This window comes from Rhodanobacter sp. UC4438_H5, from assembly GCF_052978405.1.
Genome location: NZ_CM129672.1, coordinates 2,808,464 through 2,823,054, shown reverse-complemented (window position 1 = coordinate 2,823,054; position 14,591 = coordinate 2,808,464). Strand labels below are relative to the sequence as shown.

12 protein-coding genes are annotated in these 14,591 nt (G+C 67.4%); 7 read left to right on the top strand and 5 right to left on the bottom strand.

Annotated elements, in window-relative coordinates:
- Window positions 1-338: 338 nt before the first annotated feature.
- The 7 genes from ACVCL9_RS12975 (at window position 339) to ACVCL9_RS12945 (ending at window position 6,991) form a co-directional block, all read left to right on the top strand.
- The gene (locus tag ACVCL9_RS12975) at window positions 339-1,073 is read left to right on the top strand and encodes a c-type cytochrome (protein WP_447097809.1); all 735 of its coding nucleotides are present in this window, start codon (window positions 339-341) and stop codon (window positions 1,071-1,073) included.
- Window positions 1,070-2,359 (top strand): cytochrome c, encoded by a 1,290-nt coding sequence (locus tag ACVCL9_RS12970; RefSeq protein ID WP_447097810.1) that lies wholly within the window; start codon window positions 1,070-1,072, stop codon window positions 2,357-2,359. Before ACVCL9_RS12975 ends, ACVCL9_RS12970 begins: the two co-directional genes overlap by 4 nt.
- A gap of 173 nt (window positions 2,360-2,532) precedes the next feature.
- The gene (locus tag ACVCL9_RS12965) at window positions 2,533-3,771 is read left to right on the top strand and encodes a sugar phosphate isomerase/epimerase family protein (RefSeq protein ID WP_447097811.1); all 1,239 of its coding nucleotides are present in this window, start codon (window positions 2,533-2,535) and stop codon (window positions 3,769-3,771) included.
- 3 nt (window positions 3,772-3,774) lie between these two features.
- Window positions 3,775-4,260 (top strand): S-ribosylhomocysteine lyase, encoded by a 486-nt coding sequence (locus ACVCL9_RS12960; protein ID WP_447097812.1) that lies wholly within the window; start codon window positions 3,775-3,777, stop codon window positions 4,258-4,260.
- On the top strand, window positions 4,257-5,405 hold the full coding sequence (locus ACVCL9_RS12955) for a sedoheptulose 7-phosphate cyclase (RefSeq protein WP_447097813.1): 1,149 nt from the start codon (window positions 4,257-4,259) through the stop codon (window positions 5,403-5,405). Before ACVCL9_RS12960 ends, ACVCL9_RS12955 begins: the two co-directional genes overlap by 4 nt.
- Window positions 5,383-6,093 (top strand): bifunctional 2-polyprenyl-6-hydroxyphenol methylase/3-demethylubiquinol 3-O-methyltransferase UbiG, encoded by a 711-nt coding sequence (gene ubiG / locus ACVCL9_RS12950; protein ID WP_447097814.1) that lies wholly within the window; start codon window positions 5,383-5,385, stop codon window positions 6,091-6,093. Before ACVCL9_RS12955 ends, ubiG begins: the two co-directional genes overlap by 23 nt.
- 4 nt (window positions 6,094-6,097) lie before the next feature.
- Window positions 6,098-6,991 (top strand): UbiA prenyltransferase family protein, encoded by an 894-nt coding sequence (locus tag ACVCL9_RS12945; RefSeq protein WP_447097815.1) that lies wholly within the window; start codon window positions 6,098-6,100, stop codon window positions 6,989-6,991.
- A 658-nt stretch (window positions 6,992-7,649) separates the two neighbouring features.
- On the opposite strand, the gene ACVCL9_RS12940 is transcribed toward ACVCL9_RS12945, so the two are convergent.
- The 5 genes from ACVCL9_RS12940 to ACVCL9_RS12920 form a co-directional block, all read right to left on the bottom strand.
- Window positions 7,650-8,606 (bottom strand): hypothetical protein, encoded by a 957-nt coding sequence (locus ACVCL9_RS12940; RefSeq protein ID WP_447097816.1) that lies wholly within the window; start codon window positions 8,604-8,606, stop codon window positions 7,650-7,652.
- Between the two features lie 50 nt (window positions 8,607-8,656).
- The gene (locus ACVCL9_RS12935; RefSeq protein ID WP_447097817.1) at window positions 8,657-9,679 is read right to left on the bottom strand and encodes a ParA family protein; all 1,023 of its coding nucleotides are present in this window, start codon (window positions 9,677-9,679) and stop codon (window positions 8,657-8,659) included.
- Window positions 9,680-10,427: 748 nt separating this feature from the next.
- Entirely contained in the window at window positions 10,428-11,609 is a 1,182-nt protein-coding gene (locus ACVCL9_RS12930; protein WP_447097818.1) for a YVTN family beta-propeller repeat protein, read from the bottom strand.
- A 37-nt stretch (window positions 11,610-11,646) separates the two neighbouring features.
- Window positions 11,647-12,468: a creatininase family protein gene (locus ACVCL9_RS12925; protein WP_447097819.1), complete on the bottom strand. Its 822-nt coding sequence runs from the start codon at window positions 12,466-12,468 to the stop codon at window positions 11,647-11,649.
- A gap of 95 nt (window positions 12,469-12,563) precedes the next feature.
- On the bottom strand, window positions 12,564-14,561 hold the full coding sequence (locus ACVCL9_RS12920; RefSeq protein WP_447097820.1) for a bifunctional 2',3'-cyclic-nucleotide 2'-phosphodiesterase/3'-nucleotidase: 1,998 nt from the start codon (window positions 14,559-14,561) through the stop codon (window positions 12,564-12,566).
- Between the last annotated feature and the right edge of the window lie 30 nt (window positions 14,562-14,591).

Sequence of the window (14,591 nt, the reverse complement as noted above, 5' to 3'; positions counted from 1 at the left end):
AGCCGGCCCGCCTCGTCGAGGGCGGGCCGTTGCGTGGAAACTTCAGCTGCGCACGACGCTCCGCCCGGGACTCGTAGTACCGGTGGTAATCGTGCGGGTAGTCGTGGCGACGGCGCCCGCGCGCACCGTCGCGGCGCCGGTGCGAACCGGGGCGGCAAACAGGCGGTCGGGGGCTGAAATCGGCGACATGCATCGACCATACGGGCAATGTTGCGCTGCGGTCAACAGATTCATTTGCAACTTTTCGCCTGCCCGGCAGCGGCTTCGGGGGTCGGGTGGCAGTGCGGCAGGATGTCGCGAGTCCCCGGCGAAACGGCGCCCGGGATTACCATGGGCGGATGATCCGTCCCCCTTACCGACGCTCGTCGCTTCGCGCGGCGGTCGCGCTGCTTGCGTTTTGCAGTGCCGCGGCCGCGCTGGCCGCAGCCGCTCCCGACACCCTGGAACAGCGCGTGGCCGCATGCACCAGTTGCCACGGCGCGCGCGGCGAAGGTTCCCCCGATGGCGTGCTGGCGCCGCGCCTGGCCGGCAAGCCGGCGGGTTATCTGCTGCAGCAACTGGAGTACTTCCAGTCCGGCCAGCGCCGGCACGCGCCGATGGAATACGTGGTGCGCCAGCTGAGCCAGCCCTACCTGCGCCAGATCGCGGAATACTTCGCCGCGCAGGATCTGCCGTACCACCGCTGGCCGCAGCCCGCCGTGTCGGCCGAGGTCCTGCGCCGCGGCGAACAGGTGGTGCTCCACGGCGATCCCGCCCGCGCCGTGCCTTCGTGCGTAAGCTGCCACGGCGACAAGCTCACCGGCTTCGAGTCGATGATGCCGGGCCTGGTCGGTCTGTCCTCCGGCTACATCAGCAACCAGCTGGTGTCGTGGCGCACGCATACCCGCGCGGCGGAAGGGCCGTATTGCATGGGCGTGGTGGCCAACCGCATGCGCGAGTCGGATATCGCCGCGGTGTCCGCATGGCTGGCCAGCCACGCGCCGGCGGCGGACATGCACCCGCAGCCCGCCGCGGCGCAGACGACGCCGCTGCCGGGCTGGTGCGTGATGGGCCACAGCGAGGTGAATCCATGAAGTGGTTGCGACGCGGCGTCGGCTTGCTGGTGGTCCTGCTGCTGATCGGCGCGGCAGCGTGGTGGTATCTCGCGCGCGACCAGCGCACACCGTCCACGCCGGTCCAGCGCGAGGCCGATGCGGTCGCGCTGGTCGATCCGGCGCGGATCGAGCGCGGCAAGTACCTGGCCACCGTCGGCGACTGCGCCGCCTGCCACACCGCGCGCGGCGGCCAGCCGTATGCGGGCGGCCGCTCGCTGGCCACGCCGTTCGGCGACGTGCCGGCGCCGAACATCACGCCGGACGCGGACACCGGCATCGGCCAGTGGAGCTTCGACGATTTCTGGGCCGCGCTGCACCTGGGCAAGGGCCGCCACGGCCAGCTGCTGTACCCGGTGTTCTCCTACACCTCGTTCACCAGGGTCACGCGCGACGATGCGCTGTCGATCTTCGCCTACCTGAAATCGCTGCCGCCGGTGAACCAGCCGGCGCAGCCGACCGGCCTGGAGTTTCCCTACAACGTGCGCAGCAGCCTGGTGGCGTGGCGCGCGCTGTACTTCAAGCCCGGCGTGTACCAACCCGATCCCGCGCAGTCGCCGCAGTGGAATCGCGGCGCCTACCTGGTGCAGGGGCTGGGCCATTGCAACGAATGCCACGCGCCGCGCGATTCGCTCGGCGGCATCGAGCAGAACCAGCACCTCACCGGCGGGCAGATCCCGCAGCTGGACTGGTATGCGCCCGATCTCAGCACGCGCAGCGGCGGCGGCCTGGAAGGCTGGAGCGCGCAGGACGTCATCGACCTGCTGAAGACCGGCCAGTCGTCCAAAGGCAGCGCATTCGGACCGATGGCCGACGTGGTGCGGCTGAGCACCCAGCACATGACCGACGCCGACCTGCAGGCGGTGGCGACCTACCTGCAAGCGTTGCCGCCGCGCGCGCCGGCCGCACCGGTCGCGTTCCCCCAGGCGGCCAGCCACGAGCAGGGCGGCAAGCTCTACGCGAAGCACTGCGCCGATTGCCACGGCGACAACGGCCAGGGCGTGGCCGGCATCTATCCGCCGCTGGACGGCAACACCTCGGTCACCGGACCGACCAGCATCAATGCGATCCGCAGCGTGCTGCTGGGTGGCTTCGCGCCGGCCACCGCGGCCAATCCGCGGCCGTACTCGATGCCGCCGTTCGCGCAGCAACTGAGCGACGAGGACGTGGCCGCCGTGGTCAGCTACGTCCGCCAGTCGTGGTCGAACAAGGCCAGCGCGGTGGCGCCCGTCGAGGTCAGCCGCTCGCGGCATACGCCGGTGGATTGAGCACCGCGCCGGCTTGATCGCGCGACGCGCGATGCCGGCCCGTCCAGGCGACGCGTTTTGTCGCGGTGGCGCACCGTTGCCGCATTCGTTGACCTGCATCAAGGCGACTGCGCGGCTGCGCCGACACGCTTGCGCCACTTTGTCCACACCGGGCTCACGCTCCGGCACGGCGCATGATCGATCTCGCGTACAGCAGCTTCGGACTCACCCGTTTGCCCTTCCTCGATGCCATCGACGCGGTGGCGCGCGCGGGCTATGCGGGGATGGAGATCGCCTTTCATCGCGACCACTTCAATCCGTTCGACCTCGGCGACGACGATCTCGGTGCAGTGAAGCATCGACTGGCGCGCGCCGGCATCGCGCCGGCCTGCGTGGCCACCGCCTCGCACTTCTTCACGCCCTCGCGGCCGCACGAGCCTTCGCTGATGTCGCTGGACACGGCCGGGCGCAAGCGGCGCGTCGACCTGGTCAAGCGCGGCATTCGCGTGGCGCGCCGGCTGGGCACGAACCTGGTCACCTGCGGCAGCGGCTTCGTGCGCGAAGAGCATGTGCGCCAGCCGCAGGTGGACCCGCTCGACGTGCTGGCCGAGTCCATCCGCGAGTGTCTGGGCGAGATCCGCGACGACGACGACATCACCCTGCTGATCGAACCCGAGCCCGGCATGGCGATCGAGACGCTGGCGCAGGGCCAGGCGCTGATCGCCGCGGTCGGTTCGCCGCGCTTCGCGCTGCACATCGACCTCTGCCATGCCTACTGCTCCGAGCCGGACTACCTCGCCGCGCTGGCGCAGGCCGCGCCGCAGGCGCGTTACCTGCACATCTCCGATGCGCGCGCGGGCTGGAACCTGAAGATCGCGGAAGACAGCGACGCGCTCGCCGTCAACCTCGACCACGCCAGCACGCTGGTGTATTTCCCCGACGGTGCCGACTACCTCTTGCTGGATGGCAGTCACCCGCTGTACTTCGCCGATCGCGCGCCGGATGCCGCGCGGCAGCGGCGCATCGATGCCCTGCTGGCGCGTGCCGGTCTCGCGCGAGCGGCACGCTGGGTGGATTACGGCAGCCTGCACGCCGGCACCTCGCCGCTGGACGACGAGATCTTCACCTACTTGATCTCGGTGCCCGGCATCAGCTTCGACGCGCTGGAGCGCGCCCACCCGATCCTCGCCTGGTTGCGCGGCGCGCGCGGCCCCGCGCTGGTGGACGCCATGGTCGCCAACACGCGCACCGGCGTCGTGCATTTCCACGAGATCCCCGGCGAGGGCACGCTGGATCTGGCGGCCAGCTTCGCCGCGCTGAACGCGCACGGCTTCCATGGCTTCGGTTCGGTGGAGCTTTATCACCACGTGGATGCGTGGCAGGAGGCGTTGCAGGCCAGCCATCGCCACCTCGCCGCGATCGCGCAGGGCTGATCGATGCGGATCGACCTCGACGCCTGGGGCTGGGCCGCCGACACCGTCGGCGAGCTGGACCACCGCCGGTTGAAGGCACCCAGCGTGAAGTTGCGCGGCGTGCACGCGGGGGCGGGCGGCGACGTGGTCTGCACCATCGACCTGCGCTGGCGCCTGCCCAATGCCGACGCCTGCCTGAGCACGGTCGAGGCGCATTCGCTGGAGCACTTCCTGCTGGAGGGTTTCGGCCGCCTGCTGCCGGGGCACTTCATCGGCGTGGGCGTGATGGGCTGCCGGACCGGTTTCTACCTCACGCTGTTGAACGAGGGTCGCCGCGAGGTGATCGAGCGGACCCTGGAAACCGTGCTCTACGGCGTGCTCGGCGCCACCGCCGTGCCCTACGCGCGCATCGAGCAATGCGGCCACTGGCGCCACCACGACCTGGCCGCCGCGCAGGCGGTGGCGGGCGAGGTGCTGGCGCGGCGCGCGGCGTGGCGGGAGGTCGCGTGAACGCGGCGGTCACGCGTTGGCGGGTCAGCGAGACGCGCCGCGTCGAGTACGAGCTGTGCAACGTCGCGGACGTGTTCGATCCGGCCTGCGACGCCTTGCTGGCCGACGGCCGTCGCGCCGGCGGCCGCCGCTTCGTGGTGGTGGACGAGGTGGTGCTGCGTCACCACGGCGTGCGCCTCGCCGCCTACTTTGCGCAGCACGACGTGACCGCGCGCATCGTCGCGCTGCCCGGCGGCGAGGGCGGCAAGACGATGGAGGCGTGGCAGCACCTGCTGCGCGCGCTGGACGAGTTCCCCATCCACCGCCGCGACGAGCCGATCCTCGCCATCGGCGGCGGCGTGCTCACCGACGTGGTCGGCTTCGTGGCCTCCAGCTACCGCCGCGGCGTGCCGCACATCAAGGTGCCCACCACCCTGATGGGCTACGTGGATGCGGCGGTGGGGATCAAGAACGGGATCAACTTCAACGGCCGCAAGAACCGCCTCGGCAGCTTCGAGCCGCCGCGCCGCGTGCTGCTGGATCGCAGCTTGCTGCGCACGCTGCCGCGCCGCCACCTGCACAACGGCGTGTGCGAGATCATCAAGCTCGCCGTGATCAAGGATGCGGCGCTGTTCGCGCAACTGGAACGCCACGGCGCCGCCAGCGTGGCCGGCGCGTTCCAGGGCGAGCACGGCGGCGCCATCCTCGACCGCGCCATCGACGACATGCTGCAGGAGCTGGCGCCCAACCTGTTCGAGGACGAGCTGGCGCGCGTGGTGGATTTCGGCCACACCTTCAGCTACGGCCTGGAAACGCGGCACGAGGACAACCTGCTGCACGGCGAGGCGGTGCTGCTGGACATCCTCGTCTCCGTCGCCATCGCCCACGGCCGCGGCCTGCTGGCCGATGCCGCCGCCGCGCGCATCCTCGCCCTGGTCGAGCGCCTCGGCCTGGCGCCGCCGCTGGAACTGCTCGACGCCACGCTGATGTGGCAGTCGCTGCTGGACCGCGTCGAACACCGCAACGGCGCCCAGCGCGTGCCGCTGCCGGTCGCCGTGGGCGAGGGCGTGTTCGCCAACGACATCCGCCGCGGCGAACTCGCCGACGCCATCGCCACCCTGCAATGCTGGACTCGCCCCGCCCATGACCGAATCGCCGAATGTTGATGCCGCGGAGATCGCGCACTTCAACCGCATCGCCCAGCTGTGGTGGGACCCGCACGGCAAGATGGGCCAGCTGCACGCCATCAACGGCCTGCGCCTGCGCTTCATCACCGATCGCCTGGGCGGCGCCGCGCCGCGCGTGCTGGACGTGGGTTGCGGCGGCGGCATCCTCGCCGAGGCGCTGGCCAGACACGGCGCGCAGGTCACCGGCATCGACCTCTCCACGCTGTCGCTCAACGTGGCGCGCCAGCATGCCGAGCGCGGCGCGCTGGACATCGACTACCGCGAGATCGACGTGGAAACGCTGGCGCGCGAGCAGGCCGGCAGCTTCGACGCGGTGACCTGCATGGAGATGCTCGAACACGTGCCCGAGCCCGCGCGCGTGATCGCCGCCTGCGCGCAGTTGCTCAGGCCGGGCGGCGTGGCCTTCTTCTCCACCATCAACCGCAACCTCAAGGCGTTCGCCTTCGCCATCGTGGCCGGCGAGTACATCCTCGGCCTGTTGCCGCGCGGCACGCACAGCTACCGCAAGCTGATCCGCCCGACCGAGATGCGCACGTGGGCAAGTGCGGCGGGGCTGCAGTTCAACGCCGTGGCGAGCCTCATGTACCACCCGCTCAAGCGCAGCTTCCGCGTGGCGCCGGGGCGCGAGGACATCAACTACATGGCCAGCTTCACGAAGCGGGGTTGAACACATGCGCCGCTTCCTCGCCCTCTCGCGCTCGCTGCATGGCGTGCTCGACATCGCCATGCCCGGCTTCGTCGCCCTGCTGTGGCTCGGCCATTTCCCCGCCTGGCCGGTGCTGGCGCTCTGCCTGGGCACCGCACTGGCCGGCTATACCGCGATCTACGCGCTGAACGACCTGGCCGGCGTCCGCGACGACCGCCAGAAGGTGGCGCGCGGGCTCACCCCCGGCTACGCGGTGGAGGCCTCCACGATGCGCTACCCGCTGGCACAGAACCTGATCAGCATGAAAGGCGCGCTGGCCTGGTTCGGCCTGTGGTTCGCGCTGGCCGTGCTCGGCATCTGGCTGCTCAACCCGTGGATCCTCGCCATCCTCATCGCCGCGGCGCTGCTGGAACTGGCCTACGTGAAACTGCTCAAGGTCACCTGGTGGCGCACCGTGGTCAGCGGCCTGGTGAAATCCGCCGGCCCCGTCGCCGCCGTATTCGCCGTGGTGCCGACGCCTTCGTTGGCGGGGCTGGCGCTGATGCTGGGCTGGCTGATGCTGTGGGAAGTGGGCGGGCAGAACATCCCCGCCGACTGGAACGACCTTGAGGAGGATCGCGCCATCGGCGCGCGCACCATCCCGCTGGTGTTCGGCCTGCGCGTCGCCGGCTGGCTGGTGCTCGGGCTGCTCGGTCTCGTCGTCGCCGGCAGCCTGCTGCTGGCGAGGCTCTCGCCACTGATGCTCGGCTGGCCATTCCAGCTCGCCGTGTTGCTGGCTGGTGTGGTGCTGCTGGTGGTGCCGGCGGTGCGGCTGGCGGTGACCCGCGATGGCCGCGCGGCCGCGCGGCTGTTCGACCGCTCAAGTTTGTATCCGCTGGCGTTGTTGCTGATCGTGACGGTGTTCGTGTTGTTGCCTTGAGTGTGCCGTTCGCCCCGAAGTCCGGCGCATGATCCGGAAGGTGGACGTAGGGCGGGCACTGCCCGCCGGCTTTCCCGCGCGTCACTCATGCCCGTCAAATCCTCACGATCAACGCGCTCGTACCCGCGTGTTTCCTTCGATCCAGGACATCAAAGGCAAGAGCGGTCGATCGCCTTCGGCGACCGAGTCACTTTTCTCTTGCGTGGCCAAGAGAAAAGTAACCAAAAGAGAAGGCCACCCCGCTTGGCGCTTGCCGGGCATCCTGCCCGGCAAGTCCGTGAGCCGGGGTCGGGCTTTTCGACAGCACATCCATGTGCTGGCGAAAAGGCATCGGCATCCATGCCGATGCCCGCTACGCGGCCTGTCGCCCCCGCCTCACCGCCGCACAGGGGCCCCGGGTGAAGCAGCGGGCCATCGTGGCCCGCACTCTTCAGAAGAGCCCAAGTAAAGCAGGGACGCTGTACGCCATCCCCTCTGTTTGACTTCGTCCGTCCTGGTTTCGCCGCCGCCGCAGGATTCTCGCCCGGTCGTACCGGTGGACGGTCGATGCAGGGCGCGAACTGCAAGTGCAGCAGCAATAGCACTACCAAGACGCGGATCATGCACTGTGTTGTTGCCTATACCACGTCTGCGATTGAGGCTTTTCAGGGCACACAGGCTACGAGACGATCTGTAGAAAAGGGTTCTTGTCAACAATGGCTGCGTGTGATTTTTTCTTTAGGAAGGAGATCAGATCATCGCCTCGCTGTAACAGCATGACTATTTCATGCAACGAGCAGAGCAGCATCGTTTTTTGAGCGAGCGCGGCAGCGCATTCCTTGACCACGGGTTCGGTAAAGCCTGAGGACGAGATGAAGATACCGCGAGCGTTCGCGCGGAGGAACAAACGACTGAGATGGGGAAGAAACTCACTGGTACCGACTGGCGAGTTGAGCCATTTCATCTCAACGAGGTGCACCGCGCCATCGAGCTCGATCACACCATCGATCTGTTCAAGCACAACAGATGTGTCGGGGTCTTTTCGGCGGAAGTCTTCCCGAACAAGAATTCCATAGGCACTGAACATGTCGTTTAGAACACCTTCAAGCAGCTTGCCGCGCTCATGGGGCTTGTCGTCCATGCCGAACAACGCCGCAAGTCGAGTATTCACTTTCTCAATCTCGGAGCGCCTGTCGGCTGCTGCTTGCTCCGCGTGCTCACGAGCGCGTGTGGCCTCGCGTTCAGCATCTCGTTCTTGCTTCATCCGCGTGAAAGAGTCCTTTGCGTTGACTGCCTCTCGCACGCTTGCGACGAGCCCTTTAGCCTTCAGCTGGTCTTCCGGCCAACAGGTCTCGAACCTCTCGAACTCCACCACACGCTTGATGATCTCGCGTCGCGGGCGCAAGCCACTATCGCCGCGTCCATTGACCTTGGTGAGCACCTTGCGAACGATCTCGAATTTGTTGATGGAGTCCGCGTTCGTCGCTACGGCGCGCTCTACTTCGGCGAGATCTTCGTCGGCAACGCCGGCGCCGCGTAGGAACAGCACGACGCCCTTCTTCGCCCGAATGAGGCGGGCGATGGTCTCAACAAGTAGCTCAAACAGTTCTGGCGGGTAGTGAAATACCTCGGACATCGGATCACCTTTGGGTTGCTATGTCCGGTCTGCGGCTAGGAAGCCACCGGCTACAGCTTCGCGACTAGATCGTCCATCGCCTTCTTGGCGTTCCGAAGGTAGTCCTCTTTCACCTGCACACGATGGCCGTTAATAGTCTGCTTGCCAATGGGAAGCTTCGAAAACGGGAGGCCCTTTGCGAAAGCCACCACACCAGTTGTCTGAAAGTCGCGAATTTCGACGAACCCGGCTTCCAGCTTCTTAAAGGCGAAGATTTCGGGGTTCGACTTCAAGAGTTTGCCAACGTCACTCTCGATGGCTTGCAGTACGGCAGCGTAGGCCGAAGCTGCGCCCATGTACTGCGTCAGTCGATTCTTGACAATCAGATGAACTTTCGGAAGGGGGCGCTGGGCATGCTTTAGCTTCGTTGCGAATGCGTAGGCTGCATAGATTTCCGAAGGCAGTTTCAGGCCGTAGACGAGAGAAAACGCGTTCTGTATTGCTCGACGGGAGGAATCGTCTGCCATCACGGGGAGCACGATGCGGTCTGCTGTGGAGAGCGCGATCTGTGTGTAGAGGGAGAAACTTGGATTGCAGTCGAGGAAGACCACGTCATACTCGTCGGCAAGCTGATCCAAGAAATCCTTCAGCCAGTCGACAACCGCTATCCAGGGGTTCGTTCCGGGGATCTGATTGTTGGCAAGCGTGTTCACGGCGTTCGCTTGGAGTTCCAACATTGGATCGCCGCACACAAGATCGACGTTTGCAGGTACACCCTTGTTATAGCTACTCGGCTTCGTAGTGAAGTCGTGCGCATTGAACTTAGGTGGGGAGTACGGTGCAGGCAGACGGAGCTGAAAGTAGCCACCCACGCTGCATCGAGGTACCAAGCCCTGCCGTTCAAGCAACTTCTCGCTACCCTTGTTATTCAGCCCTCCAAGCATCAGCTCAGATAGATTGGCCTGCGGGCACATGTCGATCGCCAAGATGCGCTTTTTCGGGTGTTTCTCGGCGTAGCGAACAATCGACTGAAAGCACAGGCTTGTCTTTCCAGTGCCACCTTTGTTGTTCCAGTAGGCGTACTTGATGTCCATTGTTAGCTCCGTGAGCCATCTGTATGGCTGATGTCGACATCATATCGTCCATAACGGACGTGTACAAGTCTTTGTCTGCCATAATTGTGGTGGGCTCGAATTGAGGCTCCGTGGAGATTGATCGAAATCGAGACGGAGGAAGCTAGATAGAGTAGGTAGCGCCCAGCGCGCTGCTCCTGCTTTGCTTTGGCTCCTCTGAAAAGTGCGGGCCACGATGGCCCGCTGCTCTACCCGGGGCCCCTGTGCGGCGGTGAGTCGGGGGCGACAGGCCGCGTAGCGGGCATCGGCAGGGAGGCCGATGCCTTTTCGCCAGGGCAGGATGCCCTGTCGAAAAGCCCAGCCCCGGCTCACGGACTTGTTGGGCAGGATGCCCAACAAGCGCCAAGCGGGGTGCTCTTTCTCTTTGGTTACTTTCTCTTTGAGCACGCAAAGAGAAAGTGACTCGGTCGCCGTAGGCGATCGACCGCTCTTCGCTTCAAATGCGCTGGGTTGAACGGAACAACCGGCAGGAGCAGCGCTTGCGAACACTCGCAAATCTATGGACACGAGTGACGGGAGCCGGCGGGCAGTGCCCGCCCTACGCGACTGGTCGCTTCGATCCTCCGACGTGACGAACCGCCCTCGCGCGATCGTCACAAGAATGGCCCGAACAACCCGTCATCCCGGCGGAATCCGGAATCCAGTGCCTCGGCACATGGTTGAAGACGCTGGATTCCAGCGTTCGCTGGAATGACGAGCAAGGGCATCCCTACCGCATGATCCCCGTATGCCCCAACGAATACCGCCCCGGCTGCGGCCACACGGTGAGGCCATGCGGTTCCATGCCGACCTTGATCTTGCGCACCTTGCCGGTGCTGGTGTCGATGGCGTAGACGACGTCGTCGAAGCGGCCGGAGAGCCACAGCATGCGGCCGTCGGCGCTGACGTTGCCCATGTCGGGGCTGCCGCCGTGGGGGATCGGCCAGGTGGCGACGACCTGGCGGGTGGCGAAGTCGATCACCGAGACGCTGCCCTTGCCCTTGCGTGGACCGTGGATCTTGTGCGTGCCGCGGTTGGCCACGTACAGGCGCGTGCCGTCGCGGCTGGGGTAGAGGCCGTGGGTGCCGATGCCGGTGGCGATGAAGCCGATCTTGGTGAAGCTGTCGCCGTCGATCAGGTAGACGCCGTCGGCCATCATGTCGGCGACGTAGAACACCTTGCCGTCGGGCGAGACGCGGATGTCCTGCGGCATGCCGCGGTGTTTCAGCGGCAGGTAGCCGAGCACCTTGTGCGCGGCCATGTCGATCTTGGCCAGCTTGCCGCCGAACTCGCAGGTGAAGATCGCGTAGCGCCCGTCGATGGAAAAGTCGGCGTGGTTGATGCCCTTGCAGCCGGGCACCGGCAGGCGGAACTGCAGCGCCATGGTGTGCGGGTCGCGGAAATCGAGCCGGGCGTCTTCCTCGGCAACCACGATGGCGTGCTTGCCGTCCGGGCTGAAGTACATGTTGTACGGGTCGTCGACCGCCACCGCCTGGCCGGGCTTGCCGGTGGTCGGGTCGATCGGGGTGAGGCTGCCGTCGGGGCGGTCCTCGGCGTTGTTGGTGACCCACAGCGTGCGCAGGTCGTAGGCCGGCACCACGTGCTGCGGGCTGCGGCCCACCTTGAAGGTGTCGACCACCTTGAACGTCACCGGGTCGATCACGCTGACGCTGTCCGAGCGCAGGTTGGGCACGTAGATGCGCGAGAGCGCGCCGGCCACCGCGGGGCTGAGCATGTTGACGCCGGCATCGCCATAGAGGTTGGCCGGGTTGGTCACCGGCGGCATGCCGGCGACGGTCTGCACGCCGCCGGCGAACGCCGCGCCGCTGGCGAGCCAGGCGAGCAGGGCGAAGCCGGCGCGACGGCGCGGGTGAGAGCGGTGTGCGTTGATGGTGAAAGTCCTCGGCAGCATGTCCGGTCCACGAATGTAGGTTGGGGGTGCGGGCAGGTCAGTGTCCAGCGACGTCCTTGCGGATCGCCTCGACCGTCTGCGCCACGATCAGGTCCACGCCGAGCTGGCCCAGCGCGGCGGTGGCGCGACGCGGGTCGCCGCCGTAGACGCCGTCGGCCGCGCCCGGCGCGCTCGCGTGGCGCAGTGTATCGGCGCGCACCATCGACGGTGCGACTGCCAGCTGAAGCGAGGTGTCGGCGAGCGCCGCGTGGGTGCCGATCTCGTCGTCGCGGTAACCGCGCCGGCGCAGCAGCGCGGCGTAGCCGGTGGAGCTGGCGGCGTAGTATTCCGGCGGCACGAACGCGTGTTTGGGCGAACCAGCCCAGTGCTTGTTGAGCCGGTCCACCACGCGGCGCAGGTCGCGCTGGTAGCCGCCGTGGTCGCCGAGCAGCACGACGTGGCGAAAGCCGTGCGCCGCCAGGCTTTCGGCGGCCGAGGCCAGCATCTGCTCGAACGCGGCATCGGGCACGCTGATGGTGCCGGGAAAGCGCATGTGCCCGCTCGGTGGCGTGATGCTGCCCTCGGGCACGTAGGCGACCACCGGCGCCACCAGCGCGTTGCCCAGCCCGCGCGCGATCCGCTCGGCCAGCGCCTCGGCGCGCGCGTTGTGCTTGCCCAGCGCGATGTAGGGCCCGCTTTGTTCGGTGCCGCCGATCGGGATGATCACGGTGGTGCTGCCGGCGTCGATGCGCGCGCGCAGCTCGGTCCAGGTCAGCTCCTGCAACTGCACCGTGGGCGGTTGCGCGCAGGCCGCCTGCGCCAGCATCAGCAGCAGGGCGAGGCCGAGGAGTCTGCGGTGATTCAGCAGGAACTTGCGCACGCGGGCGGGGAGGGGCGATCGATCATCCGCGCACATTGGAACAGCGCTGCGCCGCGCGCAAGCCCGTTGCGGCGCGGCAACGGGCCTGGCCGCTTTCAGTGCGACAGGTCGACCGCGTACACCGCCGTGCCGTCGCCGTTGTCCTTGAGCTGGCGGATGTTGTGCAGCCCTGCCGCTTTCGCCACATCGAGCTTGTTCGCCGCGCCGGTGAACACCACCGGACCGTGCGTCTTCAGCGGGGCGAACCGCCAGGAGGTGGCTTCGAGGTCGGCCGCGTCGAGGTGCTGCTTGCGCTCGATCCAGTGGGCCAGGATCTCGCGCGTGCCGTCGGGCGCGGCCAGCACGATGTTGCTGCCGTCGAGGCCGGGGAAGTGGCCGCCGCCGCTGGCGCGGTAGTTGTTGGTGACCACGACGAACGGCTGCGTCGGCGCGACCGGCTTGCCCTGGAAGGTGAGCGTGGTGATGCGCTCGCCGGCCGGCCTGGACACGTCGATCACGTAGTGGATGCCGCCCTGGATCTGGTCGAAGTTGTAGCCGGTGTAGCGGCTGTTGATCAGCGCCTGCTCGCCGGTCTGCTCCGGGTCGATGCGGTTGAAGCGCCGCGCGGACTGCTCCAGCCAGGCCTTGAGGCCGGCGCCGTCGATCTTCACCGCGGCCAGCGTGTTGGGATAGAAGTACAGGTCGGCGGCGCTGCGCAGGGTCAGCGAGCCGGCGGCCACGTCGGTGTAGTCGGCCGGGCCGCCGAAGCCGGTGCGGAACGCGGCGGCGGCCCCGAGCACCGGCACGTCGGCCAGCTCGGGATGGGTGAGCGGCAGTTCGCGGCGCACGTAGTCGATCTGCGCGGCATTGACCGGCGCCAGCGCGGTCATGTTGCCCTCGTCGGCGAAGTAGCTGCTCATGCGCAGCGCGCTCGTGCCGATCGGCGTGTTGACGTAGGCGACCGCGGCCTGCTGCACGCCCGCCACCAGTGGCGCGATCGCGGGGTCCGCCGGCACGCAGTCGTGCTTGTCCTTGCAGATCGGCCGCACCTCGCTGTGGCTGTTGTCCCGGTCGACCACCCAGCGGCCGTCCTGGCGGTTGAGCACCAGCGCGACCAGGCCCAGGTCCTTGCCGAAGAAGCCGCCCATCACCGCCGGCACGTTGCGCACGAAACCGCGGCGGGCGTCGACGTCCTTCATGCCGGCGTAGCGCGGGCCGGGGAATTCGGTGTGCGAGTGGCCGAGCAGCAGCACGTCGATGCCGGGCACGCCGGCCAGGTACCAGCCGGCGTTCTCCATGTCGCTGGTGTAGGGGTGGGTGTCCAGGCCGCCGTGCAGCAACGCCACGACCAGGTCGGGATGTTGCGCCTGCAGTTCGGGCAGGTATTTGCGCGCGGCCTCGACCACGCCGGCGACGGTGACCTTGCCGGCCAGGTGGTGCTGGTCCCACTGCATGATCGGCGGCGGGGTGAAGCCGATGATGCCGACTTTCAGCGGCACCCTGATGTGGCTGCCGTCGGGCGTGTAGGCGTCGATGGTCTTCTGCACGATCGTCCACGGCTTGAAGATCGGCGCGCCGTCGCGTGCGCTGGAGACGTTGGCCAGCACCAGCGGGAAATGCGGCCCGGCGCAATGCGTGCTGCGGCTGCCGTCGACGTTCATCGGCGTCCCGGTGACCTGGGACAGGAAGCCCAGCCCGTAGTTGAACTCGTGGTTGCCGGGCGTGCCGCCGTCGTAGCCGACCGCGTCCATCGCGCGGTACACCGCCAGTTCCTGGTCGCAGGCCACCGGCTTGACCAGCGCCTGGTAGTCGGCCAGCACGCTGCCCTGGATGGTGTCGCCCGAATCGAACAGGAAATGGTTGGGGTACTCGGCGCGCGCACGCCGGATCAGCGTGGCGGTGCGCTCGAAGCCGACCGTGGGATCGCCCTTCAGCCGGTAGTAGTCGTAGCTGAGCACGGTGGCGTGGATGTCGGTGGTTTCCAGGATCGCCACCTGCGCGCGGGCGCCGTCGGGCACGCGGCCGGAGCGCCACGGCAGCGCGGAGCAGCCGGCCAGCGCCAGTGCGGCCAGCGCCAGCAGGGGGAGGGCGAACGGGGTGGATCGGACGGACATGAAGGTTCCGGGAACAGCCGCTGAGGGGAC